This is a genomic window from Sorangiineae bacterium MSr11954, from assembly GCA_037157815.1.
In the GTDB taxonomy this organism is placed as follows: domain Bacteria; phylum Myxococcota_A; class Polyangia; order Polyangiales; family Polyangiaceae; genus Pendulispora; species Pendulispora albinea.
Window position 1 is genome coordinate 2,983,786 of the sequence record CP089984.1, and the last position, 20,746, is coordinate 3,004,531.

Below are 20,746 nucleotides of genomic sequence, written 5' to 3' on the forward strand. Positions count from 1 at the left end.
ACGCATCCGAGCACTTTACCTTTCTTTTACCCGGCGCGGAACGGGCGCCACACACCCTGCGAGGAAAAGATCGTGAGTGACACGGTGACCGGACTGCAAGCACCGACGGTCCCCCAGGGGGCCAAGGGCCCTTCGAACGAGACCGCTGCGGCCGCCGCCTCCAAGCCCGTCCAAGCCGAAACTGCGGGCAATGCGGGTGGCGCCACCAGCTCGAGTGCTGCGCCAACCGCGGGTGGGGCGACGGAGCCGAACGCCGTGCCTTTGGGCCAGGTTCGGACCGTCGAGCTATCGCTGCTCGACCTCGAGGAGGGCTGGAATGTCGAAGAGGCCCGCTCCACGTTGCTCGAGGCGGCGAGCCAAGCCCAGCAGGTCGCTAAAGTGCCGGTGGTCGAGTCGCGACGGCGCCCGCCGCCTATCCCACCGAGTACGCCGCGGTCGGGCGACCGCCCGTCGTTTCCGCCGCGGATGCGTCCACCCCTTCAGGTGCCCTCGGTCATCCCGCCGAAGCCCGATGCCGTCCGATCCGACGCCCCCAGCGTCCCGCCTCCGTTGCCGAGCCGGGAAGGGCGCGAGGTGCGCGAGAGCGCATCGAGCACCCCCAGCACGTCCACCGTCTCGGCCCCCGCGGCGGCGGAGCGGGCGCGCGCCGAGACCCCGATCGAGCAACTGACGTCGCTCTTGGAGGTGCGCGTCGCCGCGTTTCGGGCGCGCACCAGCGGCGGCGACAAGCTGGCGCACGCGCGGGCGCACCTGGAGCTCGCGGTGCTCGACGAGACGGCGGGCGACGGGACCAAGGTGCTGGAGCACGCGGAGAGCGCGCTCAAGATCGAGCCCTCGCTGCTCATGGCGCACAGCTTGGTGCGCCGCGCGCGCCATGGACGCGGGGCCGCCCGCGAGCTGATCGAGCCGCTGGAGTTCGAAATTGTTGCCTCGGCAACCGACGGAGAGCGGGCCGATCTCTTGGCGGAGAAGGCGCGCTTGCTGGAGGCGGCCGGCGGGCGCGAGATCGCGGTGCGCGAGGCGTGGGAGGCGGCGCTCACCGTGTCGCCGAACCACCCGGCGGCGCTCAAGGGGCTCGAGGGTGCGCTCACCACCGCGCACGGCGAGCGCGAAGGCACCAAGGTGGCCGAGCGGCTGGCGGCGCACCTCGGCCGGATGGCCGACGCGTACGAGGAGGAGCCGAAGCTCGCGGCGTGGCTGCACGTGGAGCGGGCGCGCATCCTCGATCGAAGGCTCCACGATCCGAAGGCGGCGTGGGGGGCGCTCAAGCAAGCGCTCGCGCTCGACTCCGGGGTGGGACCGGTGCGGAGCGCGTGCGTGCGCCACGCCGCGCGCCACAACGACGTGTCGGCGCTCTTCGAGCTCTTGGTCGAGGAGGCCCAGGTGGAGACGGAGCCCGCGCGCCTGGCGCGGCTGGAGCTCGACGCGGCCACCTTGGCGGCCACCCGCTTGGGCGACCTCGATCGCGCGGTGGCGCTGCTCGAGCGCGCGCACACCCGGGCCCCCACGGCGGAGACGGTCGACCGGCGCGTGCTCGATCTTCTGGTCATGCTCCACGAGGCCGCGGGCCGCCTCCACGACGCCATCCGCGTGCGCCGCGCGCGCGCGTCGTACATCGAGGAGCCGCGCCGGCTGGCGTACGAGCTGCGCGTGATGGCGGCGCTGGCCGAGCGGGCAGGGGATCTGGTGAGCGCGCTGGCGAGCGTGGAGCGCGCGATGGCGCTCGACCCCAAGGATCCCACCTTGCTCGAGACCATGGACCGCCTGTTCGCCAGCGTGGCGCGCGAGGACCGGCGCGCGCAGCTGTGGGCCGACGTGGCGGCGCGCACCGAGGAGCCGCGGAAGCGGGCGCGCCTCTTGATGCGCGCGGCGAAGATCTCGGAGGGCATGGGGCGGCCGGCGGAGGCGGTGATCCATCTGCGGGCCGCGCTCTCGGCCGCGCCGGCCGACGCCGAGGTGGTGGAGGCCCTCGCGCGCTTGCTCACACCGCAGCCGGCGGAGGCCAGCGAGGCCCGCGCGCGCATCGCCATTTACATGCACGCGGCGGAGGAGGTCACCGATCCGGTGCGCAAGGTCGGGTACCTGGAGCGCGCGGCGCTCCTCTGGGAAGAGTCGCTGGGCGACGCCGTGCTGGCCACGCGCGCCTATCAACAGGTGCTCGAGATCGACCCCGACCGGCGGAGCGCCATCGTGGGCTTGCAGCGCACCGCGGCCCGCGTGGGCGACGCGCGCGCGCTCGGCCGCGCCTTGCTCGACGAAGCGCGGGTCCTGGGCGACGCGGCGCACCGGAACGAAGCGCTCGACTTGATGACCCGCGCGGCCGCGGCCTTTGCCTTCGAGGACTCGGAGCGGGCGCTCTCGCTCGTGGTCGACGTGCTCGAGAAGAACCCGGCGCACGAGGAGGCGAGGGCGCTGGAGGTGCGGCTGCACGAGGTGGCGGGCCGCTGGGAGAAGGCGGTCGAAGCGCTCACCGCGCGCATCGAGGCGACCAAGGACGACGAGTCGAAGATTTACCTATGGCTCGCGCGCGCCGACATCGTACAGACGCGGCTCGGGCGCATCCCGGAGGCCATCGCCTCGCTCCGCGCCGTGCACGCGCTCGATCCGGCGCACCCCGTCCCGCCCGACACCATCCCGCGCTTGCTCGAGTCCTTGGGCGAATGGAGCGGGCTGCGCGACGAGCTGGTCTCCCTGGCGAACAAGGCCGACACGCCGTTCGAGCGCGTGCGCCATCTCTTGCGCGCGGCGGAGATCGACGAATATTCGCTGCGCGAGGACGAAAAGGCGGCCGCGCTCTACACGCGCGCCCTCGGCGAAGCGCCGTCGCACCCGCTCTTGCTGGAGCGCTTGGTGCGCCTGGCCGCGCGCCTCGGCCCCGATCGCGCGGATCCCACGGGCAAGCTCGAAGGGGGAGGGAGCCAGGGCGCCTTCGAGCGGGCCATGCTCTTCGTGGAGGCGGGCGCCGATCCGCAGCGCGCGATCCCGCCCTTGGAGACGGTGACCGCCCGCCAGACCACGCACCTGCCCGCGCTGCGCACCTTGGAGACCTTGGCGCGCACGACCCAGGCGCTGCCGCTGCTCGCCAACGCGCTGGCGCAGCAAGCGACGACCTTGCACGCGCCCGTCGCGCGCCTGGGGGCGCTCTGGTCGATGGCGCAGCTCGTGGAGTGGCGTCTGCCGGAGAGCGGCGACACCTCGGCGTACGCGCGCATTCTGGAGCTCGCGCCCGAGGATCGCAACGCGCTGGAGGCGGTCTACCGGCGCACCGTCCCGCTCGCCCGCGCCGGCGACGGCGTGGCGCGCGCCGCGGCCACCAGCGCGCTGCTCGTGCTCCTGGCGCTCAAGTCCGGCATCGCCAAGGGCAACGACGATACGTCGCGCCTCATGATGCACCTCACGTTGGCGCACCTCTATGTGCCGCTCAACGAGGCGAACGGCGCGGCCAACGCGCACCTGGCGGCGGACATCCCGAGCGTGGCCGCGCGCTCGGCCCTCGATCACCACCGCAAGGCGCTGGCCATGGATCGCCTGAGCGTGACCGCGGCGCTGGGGACGGCGCGCTTCGCCTCGCAGCTCCGCGATGGTGAGGCGGGGATCGCCGCGGCCACGTCGCTGGCCGATCTGGCGCAGGATCCCAAGGTGGCGGCGCGCCACTTGCTCGAGGCGGCCGATCTTCTGCTGTCGGCCCCCGAGGACACGCGGCTCGGCTCCTCGGATCAGCGCCGCACGCGGGCGGTGGAGCTGCTCGAGCGCGCGCTCGACGCCGATCCGGAGTCCATCCCGGTGGCCGGGCGGCTCGCCACCGTGCGCGCCGATCAGCACCGGCCCGATCGCCTGGTGGAGGTGTTCCGAAGCGCCATTCGCCGCGCCAACGCGCCCGACGCCATCGTGATGCTCGGCGGCGAGATCGCCCGCCTGGCGCGCACGGAGCTCAAGGATCTCACGGTGGCCGTCGACGCCATGCGCAGGGTGCGCGAGGTGGCGCCGCGCCATATCCCGTCGCTGCTCACCTTGGCGGAGCTCTACATCGCGCAGCGGGCGTGGCCCGAGGCGGTGGACGCGCTCGAGGCGGTGGTGCAGCACGCGCACGGCCCCGGCGTGGGGCGCGATGGCGTGAGCACCGTCTCCGCCGGCGATCCGCGGCTGACGGCGCTCTTTGCGCTGGCGAGCCTCTACGAGCGCGTGCTCTCCAAGCCGGAGCAAGTCGATCGCGTGCTCCGGCTGGCGCTCGACATCGAGCCGACCAGCGCGCGCGCCCTCCGCGGGCTCATCCGGCGCCTCGGCAGCTCGCCGGAGGCCAACGATCGCGCCGTGCGGGAAGAGGTCGCCTCGCTCCTGGAGCGCCTGGCGATGGTCGAGACGGCGCCCGATCAAAAAGGCGCCATCTTCTTGGATCTCTGCGGGGTGCGCGCCACCCTCGAGGATCGCGCGGGGGCCGAGCGGGCGCTGTGCGAGGCCATCGCCTGGATCCCGTCGCTCTTGGATCGCCTGCTCGCGTTCCACACCACGCCGCAGGGCCTCGACCGAAAGCCGTACGGCGCGGCCCTCCGGGCCATCTCCAAGCGCCAGCAGGAGATCGGCCGCCCCGATCCGCTGGTGCTCGCGACCTTGGGGCAGCTCGAGCTCGACGCCGCGCACCTGGTCGCGCCGGGCCAGCCATCGTCGCAGCTGGAGGAGGCGATCGCGCACCTGCGCGCGGCGCTGTCCCTCTCGCCCGGCATGCACGAGACCCGGCTCTTGCTCGCGGCCGCCCTGAGCCGCGCGGGCCGCCACGACGAGGCCTCGAAGAGCGTGGTGGATCTGCTCATCCCCGACTCGCGCCCGTTCCTCTCGCTGCGCGCGCCGGCGAGCGCCCTGGAGCTCCTCGAGCGCGCCTTCGCCGCCGATCGCCGCACCGAGGAGGCGCTGGTCGCGCGCGAGCTCCGCGCCTTGGCCGGCACCCTCGACGACGCCAGCCAGCTCTGGCTCCGCGGCCGCCGTCTCTCCTTCGACAGCGCGAGCACCGAGCCGTTCGACCGCGCGGCGCTCATCGGCCAGGTGCTGCCGCCCGAGGGCCGCCACGTCTTGCTCGACGTATCCTTTGCGCTCTCGGGGTGCGAGGGAAAGCTCTTTCGCTCCACCGCCCACGAGCTCGGCGTCTCGTCGCGCGATCGCGTGAGCCCGCGGAGCGGTCACCCGCTGCGGCCCGTCTTCGATCGCCTCGCGTGGCTCCTGCGCATCCCCGAGACGGAGCTCTATGTCTCCGAGGCGGTCTCCTACACGCGCGTGGTCTCCCAAGACGTGCCGTGGGTGGTCTTTCCGCAGAGCCAGCTCGAGCAACCCGAGTCGCGGCAGCTGGCGTCGCTCGGCCGGGCGCTCACCCGCATCGCCCTGGGCGTCCCCTGGATCGAAGACCTCCCGCCGCCGCACGTCCAAGCGCTGCTCACGGCGGCCGCCCGCCACGCGAACCCCTCGTACTCCTACGACGTCCGCGATCGCCACCTGGCCGATCTCATCGCCGAATACGAGCCCCGCGTCAGCCGCGCCCTCGGCCGCAAGCAGCGCAAGCTCCTCTCCGATCTGGCCTTCCGCCTCGACGCGCCGTCGAACCCGAGCGCACAAGAGATGGAAGCCTTCGTCCGCGCCATCGCCCGCGCCGAGCTGCGCGTCGCCTTCCTCGTCACCGGCGATCTCCTCGCCACCTTCGACGAGCTACGCACCCTCGACGTCCACTTCGCCCGCAGCATCGGCGCCGTCAACGAGCACTCCGTCGCCTCCATCTTCTCCCACCCCCTGGCCGGCGATCTGGCTCGCTTCGCGCTGTCCAAAGAAGCAACGGCGCTGCGCTGGCGCATGGGCAGCACCTGGGGCGGCGCGTCGAATGGTGCGCCGGGGCGGTAGGCGGTCGGCGTGCCCTGCGGCGTTGATCGTGCTGTCCGCTCCGCGTAGGCTCGCGGTCGATGACGAATCCGTCCATCGAGCGGCTCGAGGTCGAAAACTACGGATGCATCCGTAAAGGGTCGTTTCGCCTCACGCCCCTTCACGCGCTCATCGGCCCGAACGATAGCGGCAAGAGCACGGTGCTTCGTGCGCTTCGTACGGCGGCGCAGCTCGGAGCCGAGCAATTCCGCGTGAGCGACGACGGCGCGTGGTCACCCTTCGATCCCACGCTCGGCTTGACGCCGAACACCCGCATTGGTTTTCATGTTGCGGACGAATTGGTCTATGCCATCCGCGCTACGGAAGACGGTCTCGAAGAGGCGGTCTACGTGGATGGGAAGGGGATAGCGGAGACGCAAACGCGCTCGTGGAATCGGCGCGGGCTGCTCGCCGTGAAAGACGCATCACCCAGCATCGAAAAACTTCGGAAGCGATTCACTGTGGCGACCCTGGTCCGCTTCGATCCGGATCACCTGCGGGTCCCCGTCGAGCTCATTCCGGAACGTGAGAAGATCGCTTTCGCAGACGAGCGGGGGACCGGGCTGGCGAGCGTCTTCGACGCCATTATCAATCGGGATTTCGAGGCGTTCTCCCAGATCCAGGCCGGTGTTCGAACGCTCTTTCCGAGCGTCGCGAAGCTCGGGCTCATCAATGTCTCCAGCTCGCACAAGGAGATCGCCGTAACCCTGGCCGACGGCACCCGAGTCGGAGCACAGGGCATGAGCGAAGGGCTCCTCTATTACCTCGCCTTCGCGGCCTTGAGGCATATCCAAGGCTCCCGTCTCTACCTGGTCGAGGAGCCCGAAAACGGCCTTCACCCCGCACGAATTGCCGAGGTCATGGGGGTCCTTCGCGAAATTTCGAGGACGAATCAAGTGGTGGTCGCGACCCATAGTCCCCTGGTCGTGAACGAGCTTCGTGGAAACGAGATCAGCGTCGTCACGCGAGACCCGAGCACGGGGACGCGCGCGGTGCTCCTCGAAGACGTTCCCGGGTTCGACGAGGCGTCGGCGATCTACCAGCCCGGCGAGTTCTGGGTCAGCTACGCGGACGGCAAGTCCGAAGAACCCCTGCTCACGGGAAAACCCCGGCCATGAGCGAAAGCCCGCGCACGGGCAAGGTGAACGTGTTCCTCGGCGGCGAGGGGCCAAACGAATTGGGGGGTCGCGCTGGGGACCCCGTTTACCAAACGGGCACCCTCCCTGGCGTTGTCGAGACCCTCTTGCTCCGGGTTCAGCCCGATGGCTGGAACGTCGTTGGCGCCACGAAGTGGTCGCAGATCCGCAAGCTGCGCGCAAAAGGACCGACTCCGAACGAGGAGCGGAACGTCCTCGGCCTGGTCTACGAGGCGAAGCGTGCGGGGGCCCATGTCGCAGCCTTCGTTCGTGACGCCGACGACGACAAATCCCGACCGAAGGTGATCGAGGATGCCATCGCCAAGGCCGAGCTAGCGTTTCCCGAGGTCCAGGTGATCGGCGGCGCCGCCCTACCCGTGCTCGAAGGTTGGATTCTCGCCATCCTCGGCGCCGAGGGGACCGAGAAGCTGGGCAAAGTCGCCGCGCAATCGAAGCTCGACGAGCGGGGGATTGCACGAAAAGATACGGCGGCGATGGTCCAGGTTGCCGTGGACGCGGCGCTGGACGAAATCCCAGCCGACGCGACGAGCCTCCGGAAATGGCTGGGCACCGCCGCGAATGTCTTGCCCCGTTTGGTCCAAGGAGCGGTCCGGCGTGATGTCCAGGCGCCCGAGAACGATACGCCTACCCCGCGTCGATGAGGTTGCGGTACGCGACCGCCGTGCAGCCCCACGATCCGTCGAACCTGCGATCCACCTCTGAAAACGCTGCTCCGACGCGGATCGCTCGCATCTGCGAACATGTGACAGATTGCCCCTCCAAGGCGCTTTGCCACGAGAGTCGCATTTCGCCGGATTGTCGCGCGCATCGAGAAAAGCTCACGCGATCGCGAAGAAACGCGCCAGCCGATGCGGAAAAGGCACCGCGGTTGCAACTCGGGCGGGCATGCGATTGGCGATCGGTTCGCCATTCTTCGAAGAGGAGCGAAGTCATGAATCCCATTCTTGGACGTGCGCGTCTTCGCGCGATCATCGCAGCTTCTGCGTCGCTATGTACATTGGCCCTCGGAGCCAACGGATTTGCGCAGACGGCTCAAACGCCGCAAACCCCGCAAACGCAACCCCCGCCCCAAGCGCCGCAGGCCCCGCAAACGACCCAAGCCCCGCAAACCACGCAGGCCCCCCAAGCGCCTCAAACCCCCCAGACCCCCCAAACGCCGCAGACTCCTCAGACCCCGCAATCCCCGGCGCCGCCGGCCACGCAAACGCAGCCCGCGCCCACGCACATCACCTCGGCCCCGGTGGTCGTATCGGAAACATCGCAGCCCCCGCCCCGGGAGCGCGACACGACCTCCACGGGATATCGACCGAACCGCGCGCTCCTCTTCGGCGGCGCCCTCACCCTCGGCCTCTCGTACGCCCCCGCGGCCATCGTAGGCTCCACCAGCGATCACCAAGGCGATCGCAACCTGCTCATCCCCGTCGTCGGCCCCTGGATCGATCTCGCCGACCGCGGCGGGTGCAATGGGCCCGGGCAGCCGCGATGCAGCGACGATACGGCGCCCCGCGTGCTCATCGCCATCGACGGTGTGTTGCAGGGCCTCGGCGCGTTGCAGCTGGCCAGCGCGTTCATCTGGCCGGAGACCCGGAGCAGCAAGACCGTCATCGTGGAGGGCCGCTCGCGCACACACGCGCCCGTCGCCGCGCAAAAGCTTCAATGGCAGGTCGCGCCCGGGCACGTGGGACGGACCGGTTATGGCGTCTCGGTGGTCGGCACGTTCTAATCCAGGGTGCACGAAGGTTCGACATCCGGGGGAGGTGGCACTCCGGCCCGCCGGCCGCCGTGGGGCTCTTCGCGCTTCGAAAATCGACGATCGCGAGGGGCATCGCCCACGGGAACCGTCCTAAATAACGCCCGACGAAGAGCCGGGCGTCATTTCTTACGGCGACTGGGCGGACCGCTGCTTCCGGGGGGGAGCCGCATTTCGCGCATGCCCAGCTGAAGGCGCCGCATCACCGCCTTTTTCTGGCGCTCTTTGTATTTCGCGTGGCTCGCTTCGCCGCGCTCATTGTTGGCCTCCGTCTCGCGGTCGATGATTTGGAACTCGCAGATGACGAAGATGACGGGCCCGAGGCCCCAAGCGCTCGAGGGCGCCCGCTCCAAGAGCTTGCGCGGCAGACGCACCGGCATGTCGACCACGAAGTGGATGATCTTGTACGTGTCGGCCGTAAATCGATTGTCGGTCGGCGTGTAGTCGAGATCTTTACCGGCTTGCATCTCCGGGAGCATCGGCCGCAGGTGCGCGTTCGCTTTGCAATATTCGCGAAACGGAAACATCGAATTGATGCTCTGCCCGGGTATCACGTAATTGAATGGAAACAGCCGCTTCGACAGATATTGCATCACCGGGAAGATGTCGTCGTACGACCGGGTGACGATGCGAAATCGCAGCTTGTCGTAGATCTGCGCGGCGACCGTGTCCTGCTTGGAGAGCAGCTTCGTGTAGAGCGAATCTTTGTTCTTCCGCCCGCCGATGAACTCGGTGATGGGAAAGCCCCCGGCCAGCATGCTCCCGATGACGCGGTAGACCTTCTCCTCCACCACGTGGAAGATCTCCTGGTCCGAGAGCGGCAGCAGGAAGAGCAGCTCGCGCCCCTCCAGGTGCTGGATGATGTGCATACACTTCAGGATCGTGCACGCACAGGTCTGCCGGTGCCCGCGGTTGGAGGCGAGCAGGAGCAGCTCCTCGATGGTGGCGCGCTCCACCGGCTTGGGAATGGGGTACTCGAAGTGACGGCGCAAGTAGCTGACCGCCTCGTTCTTGAGCCACTCCATGCGCGTCCGGTCGGCCGGCTCGTCGGGGTGGAACTCCTGCGCGATGAGCAGCTCGCGCACCTCGTCCTCGCCCTGAAGGTTCAATCGATGCCAGTCGATCACCGAGTCGCCGCGCAAGATGAGACGAACCGTTTCCAGATCGGCGAGCGTGAACTCTTCGAGGCGCTTCAATCGCTCCGGCTGCTTTTCCTCCGTCATCGCCCCCGAAGATAGTACGGGAGAGGTGCCCGAGGTGCGTTATACGTATCGGTCGACATGGCGGTCGTGAGCGATGCCCAACTGCGCGACGCGCTCGATGCCGTGCGGGCGCGGGCCGATCTGGCCGCGCGCCGCACCTCGGATCCCGTGGGGGTCGTCCACCGGTACGAGGACCCGCTCGACCGGGAAATCGTAGGCTTGATCGCGGCTGCCATTGCCTTCGGCAATGTCAAGACCATTCTGGCCAAGCTCGGCGATCTGCTCGACCGCGTCGGCCCGAGCCCTTCGCGCGCCGCCGATCACCCCGCCGAGCTCAAAGCGCGCCTGCGCGGCTGGAAGCACCGCGTCTTCATCGGCGACGATCTGGCGCGCCTCCTCATCGGCGCCCGCTCCGTGCAGCTCGCCAATGGCTCCCTCGGTCGCGACTTCGCCGCCAAATTCGAGGAGCACGGCGCCATCCGTCCCGCGCTCGCCGCCTTTTGCGATGGCATCCGCGACGCGGGCAAGCTTCGCTCGCGCACCCGGCGCGGGCCTTCGCATTTGCTCCCGGATCCCCGAGGGTCGAGCGGGGTCAAGCGGCTGCTCCTGTTCCTGCGGTGGATGGTGCGGCCCGCCGATGGCATCGACCTGGGCCTCTGGTCGCTGGATCCCGCCCACTTACTGATGCCGGTCGATACCCACATCCATAAGCTGGCGCGAAACCTGGGCCTTACGCGCGAAGAGCGCCTGACGTGGCGGGCGACCGAGGAGATCACGGCCGCGCTCTCCCGGCTCGATCGGCGCGATCCCACCAAGTACGATTTTTCGCTCTGCCACATGGGCATGCTCCAGCGGTGCCCCTCGCGCCGCGATCCCGTGCGCTGCGAGGGCTGCGGGGTCATGCCCGTCTGCCGGCACTGGCATGTGCGCTGAGGCATGTGCGCGGACGTCCCCCTTCCGGCTGCTCCTTCGACATCCGCCGCGACCTACACCCCGTCCGATACCTCCACCCGCCCATGCTTCACGTCTTGCGGAAGAGACGAGAAACATGGCACGGTAAAAGCTTCCCGTATGGCCGAAAAACGACAAGAGTTCTCGCTCGACGCCGTTCGCACCGATGGCTGGTTCGAGCGCATCGGCGAAGGAATCGGGAGCTTTCAAGCGCTCTGCGAGATCGTGGGCGAGCGCTTCTTCGCCTTCTCCATCATCGTGGGGGCGCGCATCACCGCGCTCACGGTGGACCGGCGTAGCCCCGATCAAACCTTGGTCGACTTCGTGGTCGGCGTGGGCGATGGCGACACCGATCTCGAGCCCCAGCGTCTGACCCTGGCCGATTTTCGCCGCCGCCTGGTGGGCGCGCTGCTCGTCGAGGAGGAGCGCGATCCGGCCGTTCCCTCGCGCGAGACCGACACCGAGGCCATCCAGCTCTACATCGGCGTGCGCTACCTGCTCCTGGCGCCGCTCTACGGCTACTCGCTCCGCAAGCTGATTCTCACCAAGGGGCGCCAGCAGCTCGTCGTCTCGCACGACGGCAGCGACGAGGACTACGAGCTCGAGGCCTTTCGCACCCGCATCCGCTCGCTGGTGCGCGACGAGCTCGATCGCATCGCCGCCGGCTCCCGCAGCGCCATCGATCTGTCGAAGGTCGCCGAGGCCGAAGCCGCCGCCCTCCGGCAGGAGTGGCCCAAGGTCGTCTCCTTGCTCGGCGCATGGCCTGCGCCCCTGGCCATCTTCTTGCGCACCCCCGAGGGCCAGATGCTCGCCCCCGACGCACGCGGCCTCATCGCGCGGGGTCTGGGCCTGCTTGGCTCGGCGTGCGTCCACCTTGGCGAGGTCGACCAGGCGGAAGAGGTCTTCCGCATCGGCATCCAGTACGCCCAAGAGGGGGTCGCCGCCGCGGACCTGTTCCGCCGCCTGGGCGAGGCGCTGCTCATCAGCGAACGGGCCGGCGAGGCCATCGCACCCCTCCGGCGCTCCCTGGCCTTTGGCGGCAGCCCCGCGGAGGTCATGCCGCTCCTCGGCCGTGCCCTGCTCAATCGTGGCAAATACGTGGCGGCGTACGGGTGCTTCCGGGATGCGCTCGAGGCCGGTGTGGGCGAACGGGAGCTGGCGGAGGAACTCCAGCGGATCGAGGTCGCCCTGGGCCCCGCGCTCACCGCGTGGAAGGCAACCCGCGTCACCGGCTAGGCGATTTCGCCCGGAAAGCCACCTTACCCGTACACGTGCCCGTGCCTGCACACGTCCCCGAAATCCTCGAGGAAAGAGGCTCGCGTGCGGGAACGGGGACCGGAACGTGCACGGGCGGGGGTAGGGGGCCGGGAGGACGCCGTTACGAGCTCGTTGACACGGTTCGGGCTTACCACTATTCCCCCACCCAAAGAGTCGTTCCCACCTGCGGAATAGCGCGCTAATCAAGAAGGCACGATGACCCTCATCCAAAAGTACGGGCCGATGTTTCTGATCATCGGTGTGGCTGGCGCCGTTGCGTGCCTCTTTTTCCTGGGCGCAACCCTGCTCGGGCCCAAGAAGCCCACCCCCGAAAAGATGCTCCCCTTCGAGTGCGGCTCGGAGAGCTCGGGTGGCCGCCACGTGAAGCTGAGCGTCAAGTTTTACCTGACCGCCATCCTGTTCGTCGTGTTCGACATCGAGACGGTCTTTATCTACCCGTGGGCGGTCCAATTCCGGTCGCTCGGCTGGTTCGGCCTGGCCGAGATGATCGGCTTCCTCGTCGTGGTCGTGGTCGCCCTGATCTACGTCTGGCGAAAAGGCGCTCTGGAGTGGGAAAACTAGGAAATAACCAGGGACTCTAGGAAAATCATGGCACCGACCAGCACCGTCACCCTCGAAGGGGCCGAGAAGGGGTTCGCCACCACCCGCTTCGATGCCCTTCTAGGCTGGGCCCGCAAGTACTCGCTGTTTGCTTACCCCTTCGTCACCGCCTGCTGCGGCATGGAGTTCATGGCGCTGACGAGCCCCCGCTTCGACATCGCCCGCTTCGGCGCCGAGGCCCCGCGCTTCTCCCCGCGCCAGGCCGACCTGCTCTGGGTGGTCGGCACCATCAGCCAGCGCCAGGCCCCCGCCTTGAAGCGCATCTACGAGCAGATGATGGAGCCCAAGTACGTCCTCGCCTTCGGGACGTGCGCGAGCTGCGGCGGCTTCTACGACAATTACACCACCGTCCCGGGCATCGACAAAGTCATCCCCTGCGACGTGTACGTCCCCGGCTGCCCCCCGCGCCCCGAGGCCGTGCTCGACGGGTTGATGCTCCTGCAGGACAAAATCGCCCGCGGCGACCGTACGCCCGCCGTCGTCAAGCCGCGCACCGATCCGGTGCCCAACCTGGTGCAGCTGCGCCGGGGCGACGACGAGCTGACCCTCGGCGAGCGCGAAGCGCGTCTCAAGGCCGAGAAGGCGCTGCGCGACCTGGGGCACGTCTCGCCGCACGAGGCGCATGCGGCCGCCGCCGCCGCTCACGTGGTCGGCAATGGAGCGCGCCATGAGTAGAGCCGTCCTCGAGAAGCTCAAAGCCAAGTTCGGCGCGGCCGTCCTCGAGACCCATAGCGACTTCGGCGACGACACCGCGGTGGTCACCGCGCAGAGCTGGAAGAGCGTCTGCGAGTACCTCCGCAACGAGCCCACCCTCGACTTCGACCTGTTCGTCGATCTCTGCGGGGTCGACTACCCCACGCGCCTGCCGCGCATGGAGGTGGTGCTGCACCTGTACTCGATCGCCCGAAGGCACCGCATCCGCCTCAAGGCGCGCGTGGGCGACGAGGACATGGAGGGCGCGCAGATCGACAGCGTCACCAGCATTTGGTCCGGCGCCGACTGGTTCGAGCGCGAGGTCTACGACTTGAGCGGCGTGACCTTCCGCGGTCACCCCGATCTGCGCCGCATCCTGATGTATCCGGAGTTTCAGGGGCACCCGCTGCTCAAGGACTACCCGGCGCAGAAGACGCAGCCCCTGGTCGAGTACCGCACCGAGGAAGAAGCCGGCGTGCCGCTGGGCAAGCAGGCTCCTTTCCGCGCCGACGAGGGCATGGCCTTCGGCCGCGTCGACTGGCTGCACCAAGACGATCAAGACGAAGACGGCAAGCCCCGCCCCAAAGGCGTCGTTCGCTCCGTGAAGGCGTCGGAGGCCGGGCACTACAACGGCCAGGACCCGAGCGCCAAGCATACGCACCCGGAACCGACGCAACCGAATCAGGAAAAGGTGAGCTGATGGAGCCCATCGACCTCGAGCTGGAGGAGGGCGAGCTCGAGCTCCCCTCCGAGCCCATGCACTTGAACATGGGCCCCTCCCACCCGGCGATGCACGGCACCGTGCGCATCGTCCTCGAGCTCTCTGGCGAGACCATCGTCAAGGCCGACGTGCAGATCGGCTACCTGCACCGCGGCTTCGAGAAGATGTGCGAACGCGGCACGTGGGCGCAGGTTTTCCCGTATGTCGACCGGCTGAACTACGTCTCGCCCATGCTGAACAACGTGGGCTACGCGCTGGCGGTGGAGAAGATCTGCGGCATCCAGGTGCCCGATCGCTGCCAGTGGTACCGCATGGCGCTGGGCGAGCTGGCGCGCATCAGCGACCACCTCACGTGCACGGGCGCCATGGCCATGGAGCTCGGCGCCTTCACGCCGTTCCTCTGGTTCATCAAGGCGCGCGAAATGGTGTGGGACATCCTCGAGGAGGAGACCGGCGCCCGCCTCACGCACTCCTTCGGCCGCATCGGCGGCATGGCCTCGCCCCCCACCCGCGGCTTCAAGGAGCTGTGCCGCGGCGCCCTCGAGCAGATCATCGACATCGTCGAAGAGGGCGAGAAGATGCTGCTCAAGAACCGCATCTTCATCGACCGCCTCGAGAACATCGGGATCATCAGCGGCAAGGACGCGGTGGCCCTCTCCTGGACCGGCCCGTGTTTGCGCGCCTCCGGCGTCGCCTACGACGTGCGCAAGGCGCACCCGTACCTCAAGTACGACGAGGTCGACTTCGACGTCCCCATCGGCAAGACGGGCGACAACATGGATCGCTTCCTGGTCCGCCTCGAGGAGATCCGCCAGTCGAAGCGGATCATCGAGCAAGTCCTCGACCGCATGCCCGACGAAGGTCCGGTCAATGTCAACGATCCGCGCGTGATGCTGCCGGAGAAGAAGGACGTCTACACGACCATCGAGGCCACCATTCAGCACTTCAAGCTGATCATGGAAGGCGCCAAGGTCCCCAAGGGCGAGGTCTACTCGTACACGGAGGGCGGCAACGGCGAGCTGGGCTTCTACCTGGTCTCCGATGGCTCGGGCACGCCGTACCGCGTGCGCATCCGCCCCCCGTGCTTCCCGATCGTCTCGGGCCTCCAGAAGCTCATCACGGGCAACATGCTCAGCGACATCGTGCCCACCTTCGGCTCGCTCAACATGATCGGCGGCGAGTGTGATCACTAGTCCTTCGGGCCCCGCGAGCGTCCGCCCCGTCCGTTCTTCGCCTTCGACGAAACAACCATAGGTTCCACGAATGCCGACCTTCACCTACGACGGGACGACCATCCCCTTCGAGCCCGGCGAAACCATCATCAAAGCCGCATGGCGCCAGGGGATCGAGATCCCGCACTATTGCTGGCACCCCGGTTTGAGCGCACCGGCCAACTGCCGCATGTGCCTCGTGGAAATTGCGCCCGCACCCGGCCAGCGCGCCATGATGCTCGACGTCCTCGAGTGGGATCCGGCGCTCAACGACTACCGTCCCCGTCAGAAGCCCAAGCTCCAGCCCGCGTGCCAGATGCAGGCGGCGGAGGGCATGCAGGTCCGCGGCGACACCAGCGAGAACGTGCGCGAAGCCCGCAAGGGCGTGCAAGAGTTCCTCCTGCTGAACCACCCCGTCGACTGCCCCATCTGCGATCAGTCGGGCGAGTGCAAGCTGCAGGACTACTGGCTCGAGCACGGCCAGTACCAAAAGCGCATGCGCGACGAGCCGATCCACAAGCCCAAGGCCGTGCGCTTCGGGCCCTCGATCGTGTACGACGCCGAGCGCTGCGTCATGTGCACGCGCTGCATCCGCTTCATGGATGAAGTGGCGCAGGATCCCGTCCTCGACATGCGCGAGCGCGGCAACTTGAACGAGGTCTTCGTCGCCCCCGGCCGCGAGCTCACGGGCCACTACACCTTCATGACGGAGCACGTCTGCCCCGTCGGCGCGCTGACCACCGTCGACTTCCGCTTCAAGGCGCGCGTGTGGTTCCTGCGCACGGCCAAGAGCGTCTGCCAGGGCTGCGCCACCGGCTGCAACGCGCACCTCGACTACGATCCGCGCTACAACAAGGTCTACCGCTACCGCCCGCGCGACAACGAGCAGGTCAACCAGTACTGGATGTGCGACGAGGGCATGGTCAGCTACAAGCGCGCGCACACCGATCGCGTGCTCGACCCGCGGGTCAAAGGCGCCACCGCCACCGTGAAGAAGGCGCTCGAAGCGGCCAAGAGCCAGCTCGAAGGGGTGCCGGGCGAGGGCGTCGCCGTGGTGCTCTCGGCCCAGCACTCGCTCGAGGACAACTGGGCGCTGCGCGAGCTCGCCGGCACCTTCCTCGGCACCCGCAGCTTCTACGCGACCGGGTTGGGGGAGGGCTACGCCGACACCATCCTGATCCACGCGGACAAAAATCCGAACACGCGCGGCGTGCTGGAGCTCGTGCCCAGCCTGCGCTCCTTCGGGCAGCTGATCGACGACATCGAGGCGGGCAAGATCACCCACGTGATCGCCCTCGGCGGCGAGACGCCGGTGGCCGATTCGCGCACCGAGGCCGCGCTCGACCGCCTCGCGGGCTTGGTGGTGATCGCCGCGCACGATGGCCCGCTCGCGCGCGCGGCGCACGTCATCTTGCCGGCCACCTCGTGGGCGGAGTCGTCGGGCACGTATGTCAACGCCAAGGGCTTGCACCAGGTGGCGGAGAAGGCCATCGAGCCGCAAGGCGCCGCGGCGCCGGGCTGGCAGCTGGTGGCGGAGCTGGGGCAGGCGCTCGGCTACGACGCCCAATGGACCAAGTTGAAGCAGGTGCGCGCCCGCATGATCCAGGTGCCCACCGTCCCCGAGTCCTTCACCGTGCGGCCATCCTCCCAGGCCACTCCGTGAGCCCCCAACGTGAATTGAGCGCGAAGCACCGAGACGAAAGCAAACAGCGATGACCTTGGCGCAATGGATTTGGACGATCGTCAAACTCGCGGTGATGATCGGCTTTCTCATCAACGTGGCCGCCCTGCTCACGTGGCTCGACCGCCGTCAGAGCGCGATGATGCAAGACCGCGTGGGCCCCAACCGCGCGGTGCTGAAGATCGGCAAGTTCGAGCTTCGCGTGGCCGGCCTGCTCCACACGGCGGCCGACGGCTTGAAGTTCTTCTTCAAGGAAGACTTCGTCCCCCCCAAGGCGGACAAGCTCCTCTTCGGCCTCGCGCCCATCCTCTCCATGATGCCGGTGCTCGCGCTGGTGGCCGTCATCCCCATGGGCGACACGGTCTTCCCGCAGTACCTGGTGCGCTCCACCGATCACGGCTACGTCTTCCCGGCCATCGAGCGCATGGGCCAAATGGTCGCGCGCGGCGTGGCGCCGGTCGATCTGGCGGTGGCGCCGCTCAGCTCGGGCATCCTCTTCATCTTTGCCTTGGCGGGGCAGGGCATCGTGGGCGCGGCCATCGCAGGTTGGTCGAGCGACAACAAATTCAGCTTGATGGGCGCCCTCCGCGCCGCGAGCCAGATGGTCAGCTACGAGGTCACCATCGGCCTCTCGCTCATCGGCGCCTTCATGCTCTACGGCACCGTGCGCCTCGAGGAGATGGTGCGCTGGCAAGGTGAGAACTGCTGGGGCCTGTTCGCGCAGCCGGCGGCGTTCTTCCTCTTCTTCGCCTCGGCGGTGGCCGAGTCCAAGCGCATCCCCTTCGACCTCCCCGAGGCCGAGAGCGAGCTCGTCTCCGGTTACTTCACCGAGTACTCCGGCATGAAGTTCGGCATGTTCTACTTCGCCGAGTACATGGAGGTCGTCACCAGCAGCATGCTGCTCGTCACGATCTTCCTGGGCGGCTGGCAGCTGCCGTTCTTCCACCGCGACGGCATCACCATCGCCATCGGCGATTGGACCTTGGTCCACCAGGCCATCCCGCACATCTGGATGAGCATCATCGGCGTGGTCGTCTTCTTCGGCAAGGTGCTGGCGACCTGCGTCTTCCAGGCCTTCGTGCGCTGGAGCCTCCCCCGTTTCCGCTACGACCAGCTGATGAAGCTGGGCTGGCGCGTGCTCTTGCCGCTCTCCCTCGGCAACCTCTTCCTCACGGGGGTCATCCTGCTCGTGATCGATGGCTCGCCCGAGGTCTCCTCGACCCTCAAGGTCGCGGCCGACATCAGCCAGCTCGTGGTCGCCCTCGTGATCACGCTCTTCGTGCTCCGCGGCCTGGTCGGCTTCTTCGCCCCCAAGCGCCGGTCCCTCTGGATCGTGGGCACCTCCGCGGAGATGGCCAACGCCCGCGGCGGTACGGTCACCGGCCCCATGCAACTGTAAGCTCCGCTCGTTACCCGAAATCGAGACATCCCATGGCGACTGCAACCTTCCCCAAGAAGCCCCCGTCTCCGAACAACGCGTACGTGGTCGAGCACGTGGAGCCCACGCCCGCCACGCAGGTGTACCTGCCCGAGATCTTCAAGGGCCTGGGCGTCGCCATGAAGCACTTCTTCCGGAACACCAAGGAAATGGTGCGCGGCGAGCGCCCCGATCCGGTGACCGAGAGCATCTCGCAGGGCATCACCACCATCTCGTACCCGGAGCAAAAGCGCCCCTATCCGGAGCGTTTCCGCGGCCTGCATCGCCTCACCCAGCGCGACGATGGAAGCCCCCGCTGCGTGGCCTGCCTTTGCTGCTCCACCGCGTGCCCCGCCCAATGCATCTTCATCGAGGCCGGCGAGTACCCGGAGGGCGACGCGCGCCGCGGTTACGAGCGCTACCCGGTGAAGTTCGTCATCGACGAGCTGCGCTGCATCTTCTGCGGCTACTGCGTCGAAGCCTGCCCCTGCGACGCCATCCGCATGGACACCGGCATGCACGCCGTCCCCTACGACTCGCGCGAGCAATTCATCTACCGCAAGGATCTCCTCCTGGCCGCCTCCGGCCGCGACGGCTCGCACGAGACGGCCAATCCTCGCCACGAGCCGGGCGACGAATCGCACCCCGGCGTCACGCGTCATCATATGACGCATTGATTTTCATCGCGGAGTTCGCCGCATTTTTGGGAGCCGCCGCGCAAACGCGTATTCTTCGTGCATGATGCACGGAGTTTCTCGCGTTCTGCTCGCGGCTTCTTTTGCGTCGTGGTCGGCCGCGTTCATCGCGGGCTGCGGCGGCGCGTCGTCTTCTTCGCAGGCGAGCGCGCCCGCGGCGGCGGCGCCATCCGGCGGTAGGCCGGATCCCTACGACAAAGAGTTCTTGGCGCGCCCCCCGCCGACCAAAGACGTGGAGGTGAAGAACCTTTGTCCAAACGGTGTAGCCGTCTACATAGGCGACGTACCCAATGGCACGACGGGTGATCATCTGATGTTGCGCGGGGGCGGAACGTCGCATTTCCCGAGGCGCCCCGACGGGACGTTCACGATTTGGCTCGAGGACGAGCGCGGATATGGTCTCGCCAAGGTGCACGTAAAAAAGACCATGAGCCGCGTGGAAATCGGCGCGAGCTGCCGAACGCTCAGCGCACATTAGCCCCATGGGCTGCTCACCCCAGCCGGCGCACCCATTCGTCATGTCGCGCGCGCTGTGCGACCGCGACATTTACTTGAAGTACCCGAACTCCATGGTAAGCGATCCCAGGCTCGTTGTAGCGTCATAGGACGCCGAGGTGACACTGATGATAGCCAGACTTTCTCTTACCGCACTGGCAGCGGTAGCCGTAATCGTTCCCATTACCGCCGGATGCGACGATCTCTCCCCGCAAGACAATCCGGGGTCGACCGACATTCCGCTCGACAAATCGGATGCAAACCAAACGGTGATACGCGGTGAAACGAAGGAGATGTTCGGGAAGCGCGTGACCAACTGGGTGGTGCTCGACAAAGCCGGAAAGCTCAAGGCCTTCAAATGGACCTTGCCCGTCACGGCCGTCGAGAACGTCCCCTCGGGCGTCACCTCGGACGTGCGCTTCTGGATGAAGGTACCCACCGAGTTCTCGACCCAGACGGTCTTCACCGGAATGTCGTACGACTATCTGCCGCACGGCCACGCTCCCGCGGGCGTTTACAACGTCCCGCACTGGGAGAATCACTTCATTACGTTCTCGCAAGAAGAGTCGGTGGCGATCAACTGCAAGAATCCCAAATACCCGAAGGACAATCTGCTCCCGCCGGATCCGGGCTGGTTCATTCTGCCGCCGCCCGACAATTGCGTGGCGGGCATGGGCCTTCACGCCGTCAACGCGGGGATGCCCGAGTTCAACAAGGAAGATTTCACCAAGAGCTTCGTCCCCGACTACTACGACGGAAAGTTCGCGTCGCTCGAGGCCAAGGCCACCTCCAAGATGCTGATCCAGCGGAAGTCGTTCGAGATGATCGCGCCGAACGTCCCCGCGCCGCGCGCGTCCTTGCTGCCCGGCAAGATCGAGGTGACGTACTACCGGCTCCCGGACACGTACGTTTTTTCGATGACCGACTTCACCGAGGCGAGGGTGGTGGCGCCGGAGTAAATCCGATATCGATGTTTTCGAGGGATGCTTTGCAGAGA

15 protein-coding genes and 1 pseudogene are annotated in these 20,746 nt (G+C 67.7%); 15 read left to right on the plus strand and 1 reads right to left on the minus strand.

Going from position 1 to position 20,746, the window contains the following annotated elements; translation table 11 throughout:
• Positions 1-72: 72 nt before the first annotated feature.
• The 4 genes from LZC94_11640 (at position 73) to LZC94_11655 (ending at position 8,778) form a co-directional block, all read left to right on the plus strand.
• Positions 73-5,880, plus strand: coding sequence for a tetratricopeptide repeat protein (locus LZC94_11640; GenBank protein ID WXB17904.1), 5,808 nt, complete (start codon positions 73-75; stop codon positions 5,878-5,880).
• A gap of 59 nt (positions 5,881-5,939) precedes the next feature.
• On the plus strand, positions 5,940-7,016 hold the full coding sequence (locus tag LZC94_11645; GenBank protein WXB17905.1) for an ATP-binding protein: 1,077 nt from the start codon (positions 5,940-5,942) through the stop codon (positions 7,014-7,016).
• Complete coding sequence (locus tag LZC94_11650; protein ID WXB17906.1) at positions 7,013-7,696, plus strand: hypothetical protein; 684 nt, start codon at positions 7,013-7,015, stop codon at positions 7,694-7,696. The genes LZC94_11645 and LZC94_11650 overlap by 4 nt, the downstream gene beginning before the upstream one ends.
• A 290-nt stretch (positions 7,697-7,986) precedes the next feature.
• Complete coding sequence (locus LZC94_11655) at positions 7,987-8,778, plus strand: hypothetical protein (protein WXB17907.1); 792 nt, start codon at positions 7,987-7,989, stop codon at positions 8,776-8,778.
• Between the two features lie 149 nt (positions 8,779-8,927).
• Here LZC94_11655 and LZC94_11660 read toward each other — a convergent pair whose 3' ends face one another.
• Entirely contained in the window at positions 8,928-10,028 is a 1,101-nt protein-coding gene (locus tag LZC94_11660; GenBank protein ID WXB17908.1) for a TIGR04552 family protein, read from the minus strand.
• Between the two features lie 66 nt (positions 10,029-10,094).
• Between LZC94_11660 and LZC94_11665 the strand changes: the two genes are divergently transcribed.
• From LZC94_11665 to LZC94_11715, 11 genes and pseudogenes are all read left to right on the plus strand, one after another.
• The gene (locus tag LZC94_11665) at positions 10,095-10,940 is read left to right on the plus strand and encodes a TIGR02757 family protein (GenBank protein ID WXB17909.1); all 846 of its coding nucleotides are present in this window, start codon (positions 10,095-10,097) and stop codon (positions 10,938-10,940) included.
• A 138-nt stretch (positions 10,941-11,078) separates the two neighbouring features.
• Complete coding sequence (locus tag LZC94_11670) at positions 11,079-12,194, plus strand: hypothetical protein (GenBank protein ID WXB17910.1); 1,116 nt, start codon at positions 11,079-11,081, stop codon at positions 12,192-12,194.
• Positions 12,195-12,431: 237 nt separating this feature from the next.
• Positions 12,432-12,797 (plus strand): NADH-quinone oxidoreductase subunit A, encoded by a 366-nt coding sequence (gene ndhC / locus LZC94_11675; GenBank protein WXB17911.1) that lies wholly within the window; start codon positions 12,432-12,434, stop codon positions 12,795-12,797.
• 27 nt (positions 12,798-12,824) lie between these two features.
• Positions 12,825-13,289: pseudogene (gene nuoB, locus LZC94_11680) on the plus strand (NADH-quinone oxidoreductase subunit NuoB).
• Positions 13,290-13,503: 214 nt separating this feature from the next.
• Positions 13,504-14,229: an NADH-quinone oxidoreductase subunit C gene (locus LZC94_11685; protein WXB17912.1), complete on the plus strand. Its 726-nt coding sequence runs from the start codon at positions 13,504-13,506 to the stop codon at positions 14,227-14,229.
• Positions 14,229-15,443: an NADH-quinone oxidoreductase subunit D gene (locus LZC94_11690; GenBank protein ID WXB17913.1), complete on the plus strand. Its 1,215-nt coding sequence runs from the start codon at positions 14,229-14,231 to the stop codon at positions 15,441-15,443. Before LZC94_11685 ends, LZC94_11690 begins: the two co-directional genes overlap by 1 nt.
• Positions 15,444-15,513: 70 nt before the next feature.
• Positions 15,514-17,124, plus strand: coding sequence for a 2Fe-2S iron-sulfur cluster-binding protein (locus LZC94_11695; protein WXB17914.1), 1,611 nt, complete (start codon positions 15,514-15,516; stop codon positions 17,122-17,124).
• A gap of 49 nt (positions 17,125-17,173) precedes the next feature.
• The gene (locus tag LZC94_11700) at positions 17,174-18,541 is read left to right on the plus strand and encodes an NADH-quinone oxidoreductase subunit H (GenBank protein ID WXB17915.1); all 1,368 of its coding nucleotides are present in this window, start codon (positions 17,174-17,176) and stop codon (positions 18,539-18,541) included.
• A 32-nt stretch (positions 18,542-18,573) separates the two neighbouring features.
• Entirely contained in the window at positions 18,574-19,236 is a 663-nt protein-coding gene (locus LZC94_11705; GenBank protein ID WXB17916.1) for an NADH-quinone oxidoreductase subunit I, read from the plus strand.
• A 61-nt stretch (positions 19,237-19,297) separates the two neighbouring features.
• Positions 19,298-19,732: a hypothetical protein gene (locus LZC94_11710; protein ID WXB17917.1), complete on the plus strand. Its 435-nt coding sequence runs from the start codon at positions 19,298-19,300 to the stop codon at positions 19,730-19,732.
• Positions 19,733-20,042: 310 nt separating this feature from the next.
• A complete protein-coding gene (locus LZC94_11715) occupies positions 20,043-20,708 on the plus strand; it encodes a hypothetical protein (GenBank protein WXB17918.1) in 666 nt (221 codons plus the stop codon).
• Positions 20,709-20,746: the final 38 nt, after the last annotated feature.